Consider the following 16,363-nt stretch of genomic DNA (forward strand, 5'->3'; position numbering starts at 1 on the left):
AAGCTTTCGAGCGACGCCGGTCGCGCTGGAGTCCAGGCTTCAGCCGCTCAAAGAGAACCGACCCGGGACAGTGCACGAAGGATCCGGCCGGGGACAGTGCACGAAGGGGGGAGGAACAGGGACGGAGCCGACCTCGGCGCGCCGATGCTAGCTGCACCGAATCGCGAAGCGATGGCAGTTGATAGCCTCGGATGCCAATCCGAGGTAGAAGCCCCCAAGATACGCCGGAAGTCGCGGAGCGACGGCACCAACCGTGCGGGGACAGTGCACGACCGTGCGGGGACAGTGCACCAACCGGCCGGGGACAGTGCACGAACCGGCCGGGGACAGTGCACGAACCGGCCGGGGACAGTGCACGAAGAGGGGAGGGACAGGGACGGAGCCGACCTCGGCGTGCCGATGCTAGCTGCATCGAATCGCGAAGCGATGGCAGTTGATAGCCTCGGATGCCAATCCGAGGTAGGAGACCCCCAAAATACGCCGGAAGTCGCGGAGCGACGGCATAGACCGTGCGGGGACAGTGCATGAACCGGCCGGGGACAGTGCACGAAGGCCGGGGACAGTGCACGAAGAGGGGAGGAACAGGGACAGAGCCGACCTCGGCGTGCCGATGCTAGCTGCACCGAATCGCGAAGCGATGGCAGTTGATAGCCTCGGATGCCAATCCGCGGTAGGAGCCCCCGAAGATACGTCGGAAGTCGCGGAGCGACGGCATAGGGGACGGGGAACCGACCGTGCGGGGACAGTGCACGAAGAGGGGAGGAACAGGGACGGAGCCGACCTCGGCGTGCCGATGCTAGCTGCATCGAATCGCGAAGCGATGGCAGTTGATAGCCTCGGATGCCAATCCGAGGTAGAAGCCCCCAAGATACGCCGGAAGTCGCGGAGCGACGGCATAGGGGACGAGGAACAGGGACAGAGCTTGCCCCGACGTAACGTGCTAGCAACCAACTCGTGCGATGACTGTCCCCGACCGCAGTTGGTAAAGCCTTGTCCCTGTCGCCCCTCCAGGGCTTTGCGGATGGTTTGATTGCGTTTCCCCAGGCTCGCGCCTGGGGCTACCACCTGCCGTCGCTCCGCGACTCCGGAACGGAACCGGCCAGGCGCGGACGGGGACAGAGCTAGCCGCGACGTAACGTGCTAGCAACCAACTCGTGCGATGACTGTCCCCGCCCGCTTCCGTGGGAGCCCGGTCATGGATTGGCGCGGACTCGAGAGCAGGACAAGATTCAACTATTTCAATTGATCAAGAACGCGCATCCGGGCGATCTGCCAACGTTCGACACCCCGCTCGAGATGGCCTTGGATTCGCTCAGCAAAGTCGACGCGGCAGGACGCAGGTTGATCGTCCTGACCGACGGCGACCCGGTCTTGCAAGACACCGCGATCCTGGACAGGTATGAACAGGCGGGAATCCAGATCGACGTTGTCCACGCGGAAATTCACGCTCCCAAGTACCGCGAGACGCCACAACGGATGGCCCGCCGAACCGGTGGCAAGTACATCCAAATCGGGCGGGATAAGCTCGATCAGGCGATTCCCAGAGTTCTTGCCCAGCGGACACGCGATTGCATCGCCTCGCTGGCCAGTGGACAGGATGATTAAGCAAGCGACGACAGCCACACAGAGCCACGCAGAGAGCTACGCAGGGACAGTGACCGCATCCCTGGCGCCCCGTATCAAACAACGTCCGCGTCAGCTAGCTGCTAGCAGTCCGACCTGCAAGCACGGCCACGCAGGGACAGTGACGAGAGCTACGCGGGGACAGTGACAGCCACACAGGGACAGAGCCACACAGGGACAGTGACCGCATTACTAGCATCCCGTATTAACGGCGTCCGCCTCAGCTAGCTGCTAGCAGTTCCGATCTGCAAGCACGGAAAGCGACCGGGGGACAGTGCAAGCGACACACGGGGACAGCGACACACGGGGACAGCGACACACGGGGACAGCGACACACGGGGACAGTGCAGCGATCGGGATAGCTGCTAGCAGGCTGATGTGCGTGCCCTGTCCCTGGACGCGCGACGACCGGGGACAGTGCAGTGAGCAGCGACGCGAGGGACGGCCACGCGGGGACGGCCACGCGGGGACAGTGACCGAACTACTGGCGCCAGTACTGCCAGCGTCCACCTCAGCTAGCTGCTAGCAGTCCCGACCTGCAAGCACTGTCCCCGGCCGAGTCGCTCTCGGAGGAGACAATCCTCACGTTCAAGATTCGTTCTCGACCAGGACTGATAGGAACGGAAAATTCCTATTCGATCGTGTTCCCCCCCCATTCCATCCTCGTTATCTCCCGTCGTTTCCGTCTGGCAGAAAACACGATTAAGTTCGAGTGAAAACGTGCCGCTCGACTTGCAGCCCGGTCAAACGCACACAGTCGATTTCGGCACCGGCGTCGTGGTCCGGGGACGAGTCAAACCATCGGGCAAAGTGGCTTCGAGTTTGGACATGAACTATTGTCTCAACTTTTTCTTGAAGCGGGCTTCCGGTATCGATCCTCCCGAACCGATTCGACGCGCAGGATTTGACTGGCGTCACGGTTGGTCGTTTAATCTCCGAAACTCGGAAGAAGGACGAAGGTTTCTTTCGACGCTTCCATATCATTTCGTCAAATTTCAATCAGACGGATCATTCGAAATTCACGGGGTTGAGCCGGGGGATTACCAATTTGCAATCTCAATCTATGAACCGCCAGAGGGTTGCTTGATTGATCCGGTCGGTCTCGATGTCGTCGACGTATCGGTCGGTAACCAGGATCTCGACTTGGGCGAAATCGAAGTCGAAGTGAAACTTGGTCCGCAAGTCGGCGAACGGTTTCCGAACTTTCGCTTTGCCAAAATGTCCCGGGACGAATCAGGTTCGATCGCAGATTTCACCGGCCGTTATCTGCTGATCGATTTTTGGGCAACGTGGTGCGCACCATGCATCAAGCAACTGCCCGACGTCCGGACGGCCGCCAATCGATGGGATTCAGAGAAAGTGGCCGTGCTTAGCGTCAGTCTTGATGAGGATTCCGATCACGCGAGAAAGTTCATTTTGGAAAAGCAGGTGGATTGGCCGCAGGCACTTTTGGCAGGTCGCGACACACCCGTGGTTCGACAGCAACTTGGCATCAGTTCCGTGCCAATACACTACGTGCTCGATCCCGAAGGCACTATTTTACTCCGCACCTTTAAGCTTGACGAAGCTGTCACCTTCATCGATAAGAAGCTAGACTCATCTGATTCGGAGTAGGTCTTAAACCCAGCGTTCGATAACCCAGCGTTCGATGAACGCTGTCGATCTATTGCGGGCGATTCCCCGCACGAGGTCGATCCGTTCGCGTTGTCAGCTTGTGCGGTAGCGCGACGTTCCTTGCGGGACCTCGAACAGAAAGTGGTTGTCTTCCTCGGCGCTAACCTCCGCCTGCTTGTAATACTCAGGCGCCGGCGCTTGGCGCGCCGGACGGGATCCGGCCTCCGGGGGTGGCGGTTCTTCGCCACTGACGCTAATCACCACACGGTGGCTCCCCAGCAACGCGCCCGGGGAACCGTCGGAATGGGTTAACCGGAACTCGCCATTGTTATCGGTGACGGCTCCCGACGGCGCTCCTTGGCCGTCCTGTGGGATAAACATCACGTTGACACCTTCGAGGGGTTCTCCGCCGCGAGTCACCTGGCCCGTAACTTCGGCCAACGGCCCGCTGACGCTGCCGCCGCATCCGGTCAGCAGGAGCGAGCCGACACAGAGGGCTGCAAGTCGCGCCAGCGATCGGATTGGCTGATTCTGACCGGCCGTAGGTCGCTTGTGCAGGCGGGTCGAGCGTCCTGGTGCAGACTGGGTAGCGAGGTGAGGCAAGGCGGGGTTCCTGAGTGCGTGGAAAGGTGGAGGTAGGTCGAGTGGAATAACGGGAATCGCTGCTTAGAACGATTCGGTGACCATCCCGTCGTTGCGAGCCGACAACCGAGTGAACAAGGAAAAGTCCATGGTCTCCTGAGCGAAGCGGACCGCGCCGTCGCTGAGCAGCACCTGGGCCCCGCCCGGATGATTCGAACGAGTGATCGTGTGCTTCTGATAACCCGGGCAGGCATTGGAGGTCGCCAAATTCCAGTTGATCGGATAGCGGACGACCGACACGTTCAGCCACCAATCGGAATCGCCCCCCGGGCCGCTGGCCCACATCCCGCCGGCGTGATTGCTGGCCCGACAGTCGGTCCTCTGGTTCGATGCATTGGTGTAAAACGACGACTGCTCGGTGATGCAGATCGTGTTGCTGGTGCCGTCGGTGATACTCGCAAAGCGGACGGGTCCGCCTTGAGCAGAACCGCCGACCGAGGCCATCACACCATTGAACGTCGCACGTCCGTAGTTGCTGAAGTTCGGTTGGGGAGCCGACGCCATGTCGTTGGGATCAAAATACGTGCCGGCCACACCGGCGTAGGAGGCCAGCTGGACCTCGATCGTGCCCGGAGCACCCAACGCTTGGGTGTCGCCGTTGGGCGTTTCGGTGCGGCGCCGTGGCATGTCGGACGACGGGCAGATGTACGTCTCGACTTCAACGGTGTTTTTCAGCTCCCAGTTGCGGTCCACGCTGTCCTGGCCCGTCCAGTCGGTGCCGACAAACACCGCCCGGTCGAAGACGGTGTTCTGTTCCATATAGGGAAACGTACGCACGATCCAGGAGGCTTGCCGCTGGCGACCCACGTCCTGCGGAAGAACTCCCGGGGGAATGCAACCGTGGGTGTCGTGATAGTTGTGCAGCGACAATCCAATCTGCTTCAGATTATTGGAGCATTGCATCCGCCGCGCCGCTTCGCGAGCCGCTTGAACGGCAGGAAGTAGCAAGCCGACCAAAACGCCGATAATCGCGATAACGACCAATAATTCGACTAGCGTAAATCCTTTTCTCTGAACGCCCATCAGGGACTTCGACATCATATTTCTCAAGCAGACTTAAAGGTAGTTAAACGACTTTGCAAAGATATTCCCAGCACATTGACAATGCACGGGAAAAAAGAGAATGCAATTTTAGGTGGGATTAATCAAGGGGCGGGCAGTATGCCAGATGGGAGACGTAGGCGATAGCCGTGATGTGTAGGATTAAGGCAAGGCCGATTCTCGAGCTGACCGAATCGCTGCAATGATTAATAATAGGCATTCATCGCTCTTATCCGCCGGAAACGATGGGTGGTCTCCGCCGGTCAGAGGTAGGGTGTGGAGGCCATGGCCACGCTAAAGTGTGCTTAGGAATGAATCTCCCTCGGGGAGAGCCGGCTCGTCGGGCCCGGAAAGGGGGCTGTCAATCGCGTCCTGAGCTGCTGCCGATTTGCACCTTGATCGAACCCAGCACGCGAGTCAGCTCGCGTTCCTTCTGCCCGACAAACAACACGTTGTCGAGCACGATCGCCCGCTTCTCGCTGCTCGGATGCAGGATCAATCGGCCCGCGCCGAGCAACATGTACTCGAACACGTCGTTGATCTCTTTGTCGACGCGCAGGTTCGGTGCCGGATACCGTTTCAAATCGCTCAGCACCCCATGGTGATGAAGCAGTTCGTTGTTGCGGACTTCCCAATAATCAAACCGCACGCATAAAAACACGAACGCATACAACAACGTCATTACCACGGCGATGCAGCCGAAGAAGGTGGCATTGGCGGCCGGACGAATGGCGGCAAAGATCGATTCCATCGACGGCAGAATGCCCGGCTGGAATACGGTCAGCAGCCAGAGGGCCATCACGGCTGTGGTGACCACAAACACCATCGTCAGCGACGTGGCTCGGGGGAAGTCGAAAATGATGACCAGCATGTTGGCCATCGTCACGCCCAAGAAAATAGCCGTGACCGCGACCGGCACCGAATCGGTTGCCGGGTCGATCGTGTGGTAACCGCCGAAATACAGTACCAACGCCGCAATCGCCGAAGCCAACAGCGTGGGGTACATGAATACGAACTTGGGGTAGGGCACCAGCAGGATCGAATTGCTGTCCTTGCCGGCGGACTTCGTACGCTCGGACGTCTCGCCGGGCTGGGTCGCCTCGGGGGACGCCTGCGCAGGGTTCTCAGCAGGGCTCGATGGGTCGCTCATGAACGGATTCCTGAAAGGGCTGGTGGAGGCGAACAGGGAAGGGCAGCTTTGAGGCAAGGCCCAAGTTTACTGAATCGAGGGCGCGCCGGTCAGCGGCCGAGCCCGCGATCGATCAGTACAACCGAGTGCCCAGCGGTACCGGCCAATCGGGCTGGACCAACACGACGTTGCCCTCGCCATCGTCGACGCCCAGCGTCAAAACCTCGGAAAGGTGCTTGCCGATCTGCCGCGGTGCGAAATTGACCACGCACAGCACTTGGCGATCGAGCAGTTCGGCGCACTGGTAATGCGGCTGCAGACGGGCCAGCGACTTTTTCACCCCCAGCGCCTCACCCAGATCGATCCGCAGGATGTGCGTGGAGTACTTGCCTTCGGGAAACGGATCCGCCTGGACGACGCGGCCCACGCGAATGGCCACTTTCTCAAAATCCGCCAGCGTCGCCAGCGAAGCGGTATCAATCATGAGGTTTCCTACTGGGTTGCCCGCCCGGATCGCAAGAGTTTCAGAGGCTCGGCGCGGCCGGTCTTGAAGGCGGGCCAGAGTCCGGCCAGCAAGCACAGCAGTAGCGTAAAGGAAAAACCGATGGACAGCTGCGCCCAGGGGATATGGAAGGTCGGCGGGCCGGCGAACCAGCCACCAAACCGCGCCATGCCCACCCCGCACCAACCGGCTACCAACCCGAAGATCAGGCTGAGCACGCAGGCGGCCAGCCCCAGCAACACGGACTCGGCAAAGACCAAACGGACCAGTTGGCTGCGGTTTACGCCGATCGCTCGCATCACACCGAATTCCCAGGTCCGCGAACGCACCGAAGCGATCACCGTATTAACCATCGCCAACGACATGATGGTCAGCGTGACCAGCGGCAGATAGCTCATCCTCCAGATTATCCCATCGGCATGCATGCGGATCGCTCGCCGCACCGTCTCGGTCGCCGTCAGGCGAGCAAACGGACGATAGGCCTCGACGCGACCTACGCCTGCCGCCGCAAACGATCCCTCACCGTGTTGTTCGGCGAGCGTCTGACAGCGTGCTTCGACTGCGGCGATGTCTGCACCCGGTTGAAGGTTCACCCAAAAGAACTCGGTCCGTTGCAGGTGAAAGTCCGCTTGCACTTCGGCGCGGTTGGCAAACAGCAGCGTTCCGGTGCGAACATAATGCCGCCGAACTCCTGAGAATTTCGTGATCCATTGCCAGCCGGGCAATCGGACCACCGCAGCAATGCGGTATGTGATCCGGTCGCCATCGTCGGCCGGAGGCGTGAAATGCACCGGATCTCCCACCTCTAGTCCGGTGGCCATGACAAAATCTTCCGACACGATGCAGGCACCGTCGCCCGCGGCCAGTGCGCCGATCGCGGACTGCCGGTCTCCGGAAACAAACTCGACCGGCAACATGGCTCGTTCCCCGCCAAAGGCCGCCTGGGGATCGAGCCCGCAGAGCACCGCATTGTCGCCAAACTTCAGTCGGGGCGGTGGGCCTTCCTCGCCCCAAGCGAACTTGGCCTGTTCGATCGCCAACGGTAACACCTGGTCGGACCGCACGCCCTCGACCTCGCCCAGCAATGATTCCTCTTCAGCGTCCAAGCCCGCCGGATGGATGGCCACTAGGCCATCGGGCAACCAGTCACCGGGAGTAAAGGGAATCAGCATCGAGTATCCCCAGGTTTGTGTCGAGGCATACAGTCCCAAGCCGATCGAAAGCGCCAAGGTCGCGCCCACACTGCGCCATAGATTGGTGGAAAGCTGCGTTCGCATCATTCGCTGATCCAGCCGCCAGACCCGACTCAGCAGGGGGGCGAAGCAGCGTTCGCAAAGCACGACTACGGCGGGCGCCATCAGGATCATGCCCAGCAGCAAGCTGGGATAGGAAACGTAGGTGTAAGCCCAGCGACGCCACTCGTCGGACATCGGCAACCCGAACACCAGTACCGGTGTGGCTGCGGATAGCACGAGGCCGACAACGCCCCACGACGCCCACGATCTGAATGGCGGCGCCGGATGATAGGTCGACATGGCGTCCAGCGGGCGGATCCGGATGGCTCTGAGGGCCGGCAGGATCGCCGCACCCAAGGCGCCGACCAACACCGTCACGCCCGTTAACGCAAGGCAAGCCCAGCCGAGCACCGCCGTGCCGCTGAACAAACCCGGCAACACCCGGCTGCCGACCAGTACCATGGCCCAGCCGGCGACCAATCCGCCGACCCATCCCAGCACCGCCAACGCCAAGCTCTCTACGGCCACCATGACGGCGATTTGCGTGCGTGTCATCGCTACGGCCCGCAGCATTGCCAATTCGCGAATCCGCTCGCCGACACCCATGCTGAGGGTCGAAAAGATAATGAAGACCGCGGCCAGGGAAGCCATTCCAGTGGCGGCAAGTGCCTGGGCTTGTTGGCTTCCCACACTTCGGCTCTGCTGCATCCCGCCTCGAACGGCAGCAAAATCCACGATCTGTAGAGGCGGTTCAGTGCTGGCCAAAGGTTGCTGCCAGAGCTCGCGGAATTGTTCGACGCTCACGTTGTCTCGCATCGCGACCTGTAAAATCTGCGGCTCGGCCGCATAGCCGTTGATGTTCGATGCCGTTTCGGGTCGTACGTACACCGCGTCGATGGCCACGCCTGACGCGGCTCCACGTGGCAAGCCGATCGGCTGGCCACCGGCTCGGCGATCGGCTGGCTCGTGGCTTGACGACGAGACGCTGAGCGACGACTTATTGCCAGGTCCGGGTACCGACGGTTTGGCGCGGGGTTTGCGCTGCTGGGAGGGACCGCGACCGTCGCTTCCACGCAGGGCAGGCGCTTCGGTTGCTTGCTCGACGATGCCGACAACCCGCAAACGAACCTGATTGCCAAAGGTCGTGACCAACACCGCGTCACCCACCGCGATCTTTAAGGCTTCCGCCACCTGCTCTGTGACAACAGTCGATTCGCCGTCGTCTCGGCTGCCCAGCCAGTGGCCCTGGATCATTTCATAGGGAGGCTCGGCCGCCGGCGTGCTGACCAGCGTCGGACCGACCGGAGGCGCGCCGTTGACCGGCGGACGATCGCCGATGAGTAACCCCAACGTCGATTCCGTCTCCTCGCTGCGGGCGTCCGCCCGCGAGACCGTCGCCCGATAGTTGCCGATGGCATTGACTTCCCTCACGCCCGCATCCGCCTGCAAGCGTTGGATCAAGGCTGCATCGATCGATGCCGACGGCGACGCCAACAGACCTCCACTAGTGGGAAGTATCAACAAATCGTAGCGGCCGAGATACTTGTCCGCGTTCTCGTCAAACTGCGACACCAACGCATCGTAGCCGCTGACCACCCATACCAACGCACAGGTCGAAGCCACGATGGCCAGAGTCGTTGTCAGCCATCGTCCCGGATGCATGCGCATCTGCGAGATGACAAGTTTGGAGATGAATCGCATGGGTTGCCTCGAGTGGTTCTGAAAAAAAGCCTCGGAGTGGATCAATCGCTAGTTGTCTTGGTGGGTTCGCCCAGCAACCCAACGATTCCGTCGGCAAAACGGTGTCGCCAATAAAAGTAACCATGGCCCCCAACAAATTCTTGATACTCCACCGCATATCCTTTGGCTCGTAGGCAATCCCGCAGGTGTCGAGTCGTTTGGAGGATTTCGCTGGGCTGCTCGAACGTGCCGGCCTGCAGGTAGTAGCGAACCGGTTGCGGCGGAGCAGCGACAAACTGGCGGGTCAACCACTGAGTCTCCTCCGTACGGTCAGCTTGGAATCCACCAGGGGACCACCAAAACGAGCCCGATTGACTGAAGACGTTGCCGAAAATCTCTGGATGCTTGAAACCCAGAAAGGCGGCGGCGAGTCCACCGTAGCTGGCGCCGGCGACGATGGTTCGCTCGCGTCGCGTGTTCAGTCCCCGGCGCCGGATCCAGGGCATCAATTCGTCTGCGATGAAAGCAGCGAAATGCTCGTTGCACGGCAACTCCGCCGATCGACTGCTTGGGCTGGGATTACCGACGAGGACCGCCGCGATCGGCGGTATCTTTTTTTCTGCCACCAAATGATCGAGAATCGTGGCGACCTTGACCTCGTCCAAGTAGCGTTCACCATCGAAGATCACCGCCAACGCGTTGCCCTCGGCGCCGGGAACATAGCCGGGCGAGCGAGCGATGTGGATGTCGCGTGTGTTACCCAGGATCTCGCTGGTCAATGAGAAAGTCTCCACCACGCCGGAGGGATGTTTGGGGTTAGGCTGCAGTCCCAGCGGAGCGTCCGCCTCAGGCAACGCCACCACTGAGAACCCTTCATAGGCATCGACGGGAGCTGTTGGTTCGTAGTGTGGGTTCAGCGGGTCTCGTTGAAGCGTGGCCAAAATGGCTCGACGCTGCTGTCTGGCTGTGGTGTTCAAGTGCGGAACATCCGGTGCCACTCGATAGGCAATGCGGGCACTTTTCGGCACGCGATAGCTGCGATACCAGACGTCGCTTTCGCCCAGCCGATGCAGTTCGTCGTGATCTCCTGAAGGCGCTCCAAACAACCGGACGTTCCGCTTCGCACCGCGCCACAAAAAAGTCACTAAGGCTTCGTGGTCGCCCAGCGCCGGAAGCACGTCTTCCATTTCAACCAGAGGCGTGCCTTGTTGTTGCATTCGTTGCCAGAACGCTGCGGTGTCGCCGCCGTCAGCGAGGGTTTGCTGGAGTCGCCGGAGCAGGGGACTGGCCAAGGGAGTTTCGGGGGCGACCTGGTTGGCTAGCGAAACGACGGCTTCGGTGCGCAGCGTATAACCGGTTGATGCCGAACCGCCGACCTCCAGCCGATAGGGACCCTCGTCGCCAGCGACGAACATGAATGGCTGCTGCGAACCGACACCCGCGGCAAGCCTTCGCACAGGTGCCCCGCTGCCATTGACCAACCATAGCGTCAGCTTCTCGCCCTCCAGGCTGCCGCGGACGAAATCGCCCGGTGAAAGAAGGATTTCGATAGGCTGGCGTTGTGCACCCGACTGAATCACTCCCGACACAGGACGGTCAGGCTCGACCGAGGGCTGAGGCGAAGCCTGTGCCAGAGCCAATGAGCTGCAGCAGGCGGATAGCAACAACGCAGAGTGGATGATGGCGTGGTTCATTCGCCCATTTGAACCATCTCTGTTGGCGATTGCGACCCTGGGCGGGATTTTGATCGCTGGCGTCGGATTAATCACCACAGCCGGTGATTGCCCGCTCGCGGGTACCGAAACCCAGTCCGCCTGTAAGCGGCATTTCCCCCGGGCTTTGCTTGACAGCGACGGCCATAAGTGAGTTTGAACCGCATTGGTATGCTCTGTGCACAGGGCGTCGGCGATCTGTCACGCTGTCCCACCCACCTTGCTACTACTGGGTTGCTCATGAATCGTTCCACAGAAACTCCCGCTGCAGCGGTCCAAAACGCGGCCAAGCAGTACAAGCAAGGACACCGCCGCGTAGAGGCCCTACAGGGTGTCGACCTCGAAATCGAAGCCGGTAGATTCGTTGCCGTGATGGGGGCCAGCGGTTCTGGCAAGAGCACGCTGTTGCATCTGCTGGGCGGTTTGACGCGACCCTCTTCCGGAACCATCTCGATCGGCGGACAAAACCTGGCCGAACTATCCGATCGCCGGCTGACCCAATTTCGTCGAGATCGGATCGGTTTGGTCTTCCAAGACTTCAACCTGATCCCTTCATTGACGGCCTACGATAATGTCCTGTTCCCACTGTATGCCGCCGGGATCAATTCCCCCGATTCGTCCAGGGTTCAGGACATGGCCGTGCGGCTTGGTATTCACGACCGCCTGGAGCATCGACCGGATTCGCTCAGTGGTGGCGAGCAACAACGTGTGGCCATCGCTCGGGCGCTCGTCGCCGATCCTGCCATCGTGCTGGCCGACGAACCCACCGGTAGCCTGGATTCGGTTTCGAGCGAGGCGATCTGTAAGCTGCTTCGCGAGTTGTGCGATCGCCACGACCGCACCTTGGTGGTGGTTACGCACGAACCCAGTGTGGCGGTGTGGGCCGACGAGATAGTGGTGCTGAAAGACGGGCGGCTGGTCGAGCGTTTCCTCACCGCCGACTATGCGGACGCCCAGTCCCTGGCGACCCACTATCAATCCCTCATCAGCCGCGGCGAGCCGGCGGTTGTGTGAGTTGTTTTCATCCTGCAACCCCCGTATCGGTATCGATCGTGCTGCACTCTCAAAATCAACAGGAACATGGTCCGCCCTATCAGGATCCTCGCAAGGGTCCTTCCCTGGCGTTGCTGTTGGTCGATGTGATCAACGACTTGGAATTCGATGAGGGCGACCAATTACTACAGTTCGCCCGGCCGGCCGCTCCCAAGCTGCGCGCCCTGGCCGAGCGGTTTCGCGGGCTCGGCCTGCCGGTGATCTACGCCAACGATAACTTCGGCAAGTGGCAAAGCGACTTCAATGCCCAAGTCCAACACTGTCTCGAAGAAGGCGTCCGCGGCAAACCGATCGTCGAGCAACTGGTGCCCCACGACGAAGATTACTTCGTGCTCAAACCCAAACACTCTGCGTTCTACGGCACGACGCTCGAAATCCTGCTCCGCTCGCTGACCGTCGAAACGCTGGTGATCACCGGCTTTGCGACCGATATCTGCGTGCTGTTCACCGCTAACGATGCCTACATGCGGGATTACAAAGTCGTCATCCCGGGTGACTGTGTCGCAGCTAATTCGGCCCAGCGCACCGATAGTGCTTTGCAACTGATGCAGCAGGTCTTGAAAGCCGACATTCACCCCAGCACGGAGGTTCGCTTGCCTGGGACCACCGCGCCGCCGCACTAACCCCTCTTGCATCCGTCCCGCCAGCGGTTACGCTTGGTGCAACTGATTCTCAATATCAGTTTCTGTAGCGCAGCAAGCGACGAGCCTTCTTTGCTCTAGCCAGCCACGTTCACGTTGTGTCTTCGCCGTCTTCCGCAGCTATGCCGCGGAGGGGAAACGGCTGCAGGCACGGAACCCCTGAACATCCTTGGTTTGAAGAAAGAAGGTGTCTTGATGTCGCTGTCCTCGTTGGCGTGTTCTCAGGTTCGTGAATCCCAGACCGAGATACGGTCCCGGCGTCGCCAAGCCTCCCCGGGGCGCAATGGTTTTACGCTGGTCGAACTGCTGGTCGTGATCGCGATCATTGGGGTCTTGGTCGGTCTGTTGTTGCCTGCGGTGCAGGCCGCTCGAGAAGCTGCCCGCCGGATGCAGTGCAGCAACAACCTCAAACAATTGGGGCTGGCGATGCACAACTACGCGGGTACCTACAGCGAGGCGCTGCCGAACAACGGTTATCCTTGGCCCGGCGGCTACCCCAACGATTTCTCGCCGCATGCCAAGCTGCTGCCCTTCATGGAGCAGAAAAATTTGCAGGACCTGGTGGATTTCAGCATCTACATGGGTCATCCGGCCGTTGCGGATCTGCCCGCGGCATTGCAACCTGCCGCCGGTACGCGGGTGCCCAGCTTCGAGTGTCCCAGTGACGTCGGTGCCGAACTGCATCGCTTGGAAATGCCCTCGGGCGCGGTCATCGACATTGCCGGTACGAGCTATTCGATGAACATGGGCAGCGGTTTGGACGGTGTTTTCCATCCCGGCCGTGGCACCCCTTCCGATGGTCTGTGTTGGGTCGGAGCGCGCACAAAGCTGAGGGATATCGTCGATGGCACCAGCAACACGATCGCGTTTGCCGAAACCACAATCGGCATCGGCGGCAACATCACCTCACCCACCCCGCTGCAAGACCCTCTACGCTACCGGGCATTCGCCAATGCGGTGGACGAAACCACCGCAGCGGCTGCGGAGACCGGGGGCGTCGCCGCTGTGCAGGGCGGGATTACCGGCTGGGCTGGCGACCGCAACCACTACTGGTTGCGGGGCAGCGTTCCCAACGGCCCGTTGATCAACGGGCGCTTGACGCCCAACAGCGAAGTTCCGGATCTGCAACGTGGATCCTCGAAGATTACGGCCGCTCGCAGCTATCACCCGGGCGTGGTGGAGGTGTTGCTGTGCGATGGCAGCGTCCGCGCCGTGGCGGACACGATCGACCGAAACATTTGGCTGGCCAGCTGGACCCGTCATGGTGGCGAAGTCAAAACGGTTTCTTCAAATTAGACAATGTCATGGTTTCTCCTGGCGAAATTTCTGCTGGCAAGCGGATTGTTGACAGGCCCACCCGCAATCGCAAGCGACGCGGCTGGTGGTTGCGGTTCCTGATCCATTCGCATTGGATGAGTTCAGCGATCGCTTTGGTGGGCATGGTGCTATTTGCCATCACCGGCATCACCCTGAATCATGCTGCCCAAATCGAAACCGAACCGGTCGTCGAGACGCGCTCGGCGCAATTGCCCCAGGGGCTGCTTCGAATGTGCCTGGAACAGCCTTCTGCCAGCGAATCGCAGGAACCCAGCGAGGAGCCGTTGCCGGCAGAAGTGACGACCTGGTTAAGTAAGCGGTTCTCACGTTCGGTTTCGAAAGCGACGGTCGAACGCAACGAGTACGAGATCTATCTGTCGATGCCGGCCCCCGGTGCAGACGCTTGGTTGGCGATCGATTGCGAAACGGGAGCGGTGGAGTACGAGTCAACCACCCGAGGCGTGATCGCTTACCTCAACGATCTTCACAAAGGACGCCATACAGGCACCGCGTGGAGTTGGTTCTTGGATCTGTTCTCGATCGCCACTTTGGTGTTCTGTCTCACCGGTTTGTTGTTGTTGTACGAACGGGCCAAACGCCGCATTCTGACTTGGCCGCTGGTCGCCATCGGCTTGATTGCTCCTTGGATCTTGCTGGTCCTGTGGGTTCACTGACGCCATGTTCGACTGACAAACTTTCCCCCTCTCTCCTTTCCTTTGCAGACGGTCTCGACGATGAGCAAGTACGGTTGGTTTGGTTTTCTGGTTTGCGGTGCCGTATGGTTTGGCGACATCCTCCATCCGGCTTCGATTGCCGTGGCCACTTCGTCGGTACACGCGGCAGAGCCGGCGGCGCACTTGGAGGCCACGGTCGAAATACCGCGACTGAACGTATCGGAATACCATCGTCCCTACGTGGCGTTGTGGATCGCTGATCAAGATCGCCAGGTCGCGGCGAATATCACTGTTTGGTATCAGCTCGCCGGTTCGCGCGAGGGCGAAGGAACCAAATGGCTGCCGGATTTGCGACAGTGGTGGCGACGCAGTGGGCGCGGGTTGGAAATGCCCGTCGATGGTGTCTCTGCCGCCACGCGACCGCCCGGCGAACACACAGTCAAACTCGCCGCCGACGACAAACGCTTGGCTGAATTGGCGCCTGGTCAGTATGACTTGATGATCGAAGCCTCTCGCGAAGTGGGAGGGCGAGAGCTGTTAACGATCCCCTTTACTTGGCCTCCCAGAAAAACTCAGACCCACGATGTCCAGGGAACGACGGAACTTGGCAAAGTCTCCCTCACGCTGACGCCCTAGTGGACCCTGCGACCAACTCTTTTCATTTCCTTTCACGTTAGGATCAAGTTGATGTTACGCGTTCTGATCATTCCCGCCGTGTTGGCCGCCCTGTGCTGTTCGTCCGCTGAAGCGCACCGGATTTGGCTTCGTCCTTCCCAAACCGTGCTCTCCGGGGCCGAGCCTTGGGTCACGGTCGATGCAGCGGTTTCCAACGATCTGTTCTATTTCAACCACTTTCCGCTGGGCTTGGACAACCTTGTGATTACCGCTCCGGACGGTTCGAAGGTTGAAGCCCAGAACCAAGCCGTGGGTAAGTACCGCAGTGTGTTCGACCTGCCGCTTGAGCAAACCGGAACGTACCGGATCGCGGTGGTCAATCAGGGCTTGTTCGCCAGCTGGACCGAGGACGGCGAGCGGCGTCGCTTCCGGGGCAGCGTTGACAGTTTTTCCGAAGCGGTTCCGGCCGATGCGAAGAACTTGCAGGTCACCGAAAGCTACGGCCGCGTCGAGACCTTTGTCACCAACGGCCAGCCCAACGGTACCGCCCTGAAGCCCACTGGGAAGGGCGTTGAACTGGTTCCCCTGACGCATCCCAACGACCTGTACGCCGGTGAAAAAGCGACGTTTCAGTTGTTGGTCAACGGCCAACCGGCAGAGGGTTTGGAGATTGAGTTGATTCGCGGCGAGACCCGCTATCGTGACGCCCACGACGCTCAGACGCTCTCGACCGATAACAACGGCGAATTCACCGTTACCTGGCCCGAGGCGGGAATGTACTGGTTCGAAACCAGCGTCCAGGACAAGGACACTCAGATCGAACAGGCCCAGCAACGCCGGATGAGCTACGCCGTCACGCTCGAAGTCCTGCCCCAATAGGCAGCG

The 16,363-nt window shown here is 60.4% G+C and carries 13 protein-coding genes; 8 read left to right on the forward strand and 5 right to left on the reverse strand.

The window, feature by feature from the left end; genetic code table 11:
- Window positions 1–1,200: 1,200 nt before the first annotated feature.
- Complete coding sequence (locus GE027_RS14830) at window positions 1,201–1,605, forward strand: vWA domain-containing protein (protein WP_153557995.1); 405 nt, start codon at window positions 1,201–1,203, stop codon at window positions 1,603–1,605.
- Between the two features lie 738 nt (window positions 1,606–2,343).
- Complete coding sequence (locus tag GE027_RS14835) at window positions 2,344–3,237, forward strand: TlpA family protein disulfide reductase (RefSeq protein ID WP_153557996.1); 894 nt, start codon at window positions 2,344–2,346, stop codon at window positions 3,235–3,237.
- Between the two features lie 666 nt (window positions 3,238–3,903).
- Here GE027_RS14835 and GE027_RS14840 read toward each other — a convergent pair.
- The 5 genes from GE027_RS14840 to GE027_RS14860 all read right to left on the reverse strand — a co-directional run bounded on the left by GE027_RS14840 (window position 3,904) and on the right by GE027_RS14860 (window position 11,046).
- A complete protein-coding gene (locus GE027_RS14840; protein ID WP_153557997.1) occupies window positions 3,904–4,920 on the reverse strand; it encodes a DUF1559 domain-containing protein in 1,017 nt (338 codons plus the stop codon).
- A 361-nt stretch (window positions 4,921–5,281) separates the two neighbouring features.
- A complete protein-coding gene (locus GE027_RS14845) occupies window positions 5,282–6,070 on the reverse strand; it encodes a hypothetical protein (RefSeq protein WP_202617422.1) in 789 nt (262 codons plus the stop codon).
- A 112-nt stretch (window positions 6,071–6,182) separates the two neighbouring features.
- Window positions 6,183–6,533, reverse strand: coding sequence for a tRNA-binding protein (locus GE027_RS14850; protein ID WP_153557998.1), 351 nt, complete (start codon window positions 6,531–6,533; stop codon window positions 6,183–6,185).
- Window positions 6,534–6,541: 8 nt separating this feature from the next.
- Window positions 6,542–9,487: an ABC transporter permease gene (locus GE027_RS14855; RefSeq protein WP_237607562.1), complete on the reverse strand. Its 2,946-nt coding sequence runs from the start codon at window positions 9,485–9,487 to the stop codon at window positions 6,542–6,544.
- Between the two features lie 41 nt (window positions 9,488–9,528).
- Window positions 9,529–11,046: an alpha/beta hydrolase-fold protein gene (locus tag GE027_RS14860; RefSeq protein ID WP_237607563.1), complete on the reverse strand. Its 1,518-nt coding sequence runs from the start codon at window positions 11,044–11,046 to the stop codon at window positions 9,529–9,531.
- Between the two features lie 372 nt (window positions 11,047–11,418).
- On the opposite strand from GE027_RS14860, the gene GE027_RS14865 reads away from it, so the two are divergent.
- The 6 genes from GE027_RS14865 to GE027_RS14890 all read left to right on the forward strand — a co-directional run bounded on the left by GE027_RS14865 (window position 11,419) and on the right by GE027_RS14890 (window position 16,357).
- Entirely contained in the window at window positions 11,419–12,192 is a 774-nt protein-coding gene (locus GE027_RS14865) for an ABC transporter ATP-binding protein (RefSeq protein WP_153558000.1), read from the forward strand.
- 38 nt (window positions 12,193–12,230) lie between these two features.
- Window positions 12,231–12,854, forward strand: coding sequence for a cysteine hydrolase family protein (locus tag GE027_RS14870; RefSeq protein WP_237607564.1), 624 nt, complete (start codon window positions 12,231–12,233; stop codon window positions 12,852–12,854).
- A gap of 213 nt (window positions 12,855–13,067) precedes the next feature.
- Window positions 13,068–14,168, forward strand: a complete 1,101-nt coding sequence (locus GE027_RS14875; RefSeq protein ID WP_153558001.1) for a DUF1559 domain-containing protein — start codon at window positions 13,068–13,070, stop codon at window positions 14,166–14,168.
- A gap of 8 nt (window positions 14,169–14,176) precedes the next feature.
- Complete coding sequence (locus GE027_RS14880; RefSeq protein WP_153558002.1) at window positions 14,177–14,863, forward strand: PepSY-associated TM helix domain-containing protein; 687 nt, start codon at window positions 14,177–14,179, stop codon at window positions 14,861–14,863.
- Window positions 14,864–14,905: 42 nt separating this feature from the next.
- Window positions 14,906–15,499: a DUF2271 domain-containing protein gene (locus GE027_RS14885; RefSeq protein WP_237607566.1), complete on the forward strand. Its 594-nt coding sequence runs from the start codon at window positions 14,906–14,908 to the stop codon at window positions 15,497–15,499.
- A 51-nt stretch (window positions 15,500–15,550) separates the two neighbouring features.
- Entirely contained in the window at window positions 15,551–16,357 is an 807-nt protein-coding gene (locus GE027_RS14890) for a DUF4198 domain-containing protein (protein ID WP_153558003.1), read from the forward strand.
- The last annotated feature ends 6 nt before the right edge of the window (window positions 16,358–16,363 follow it).

The organism is Roseimaritima sediminicola, from assembly GCF_009618275.1.
Lineage (GTDB): Bacteria > Planctomycetota > Planctomycetia > Pirellulales > Pirellulaceae > Roseimaritima > Roseimaritima sediminicola.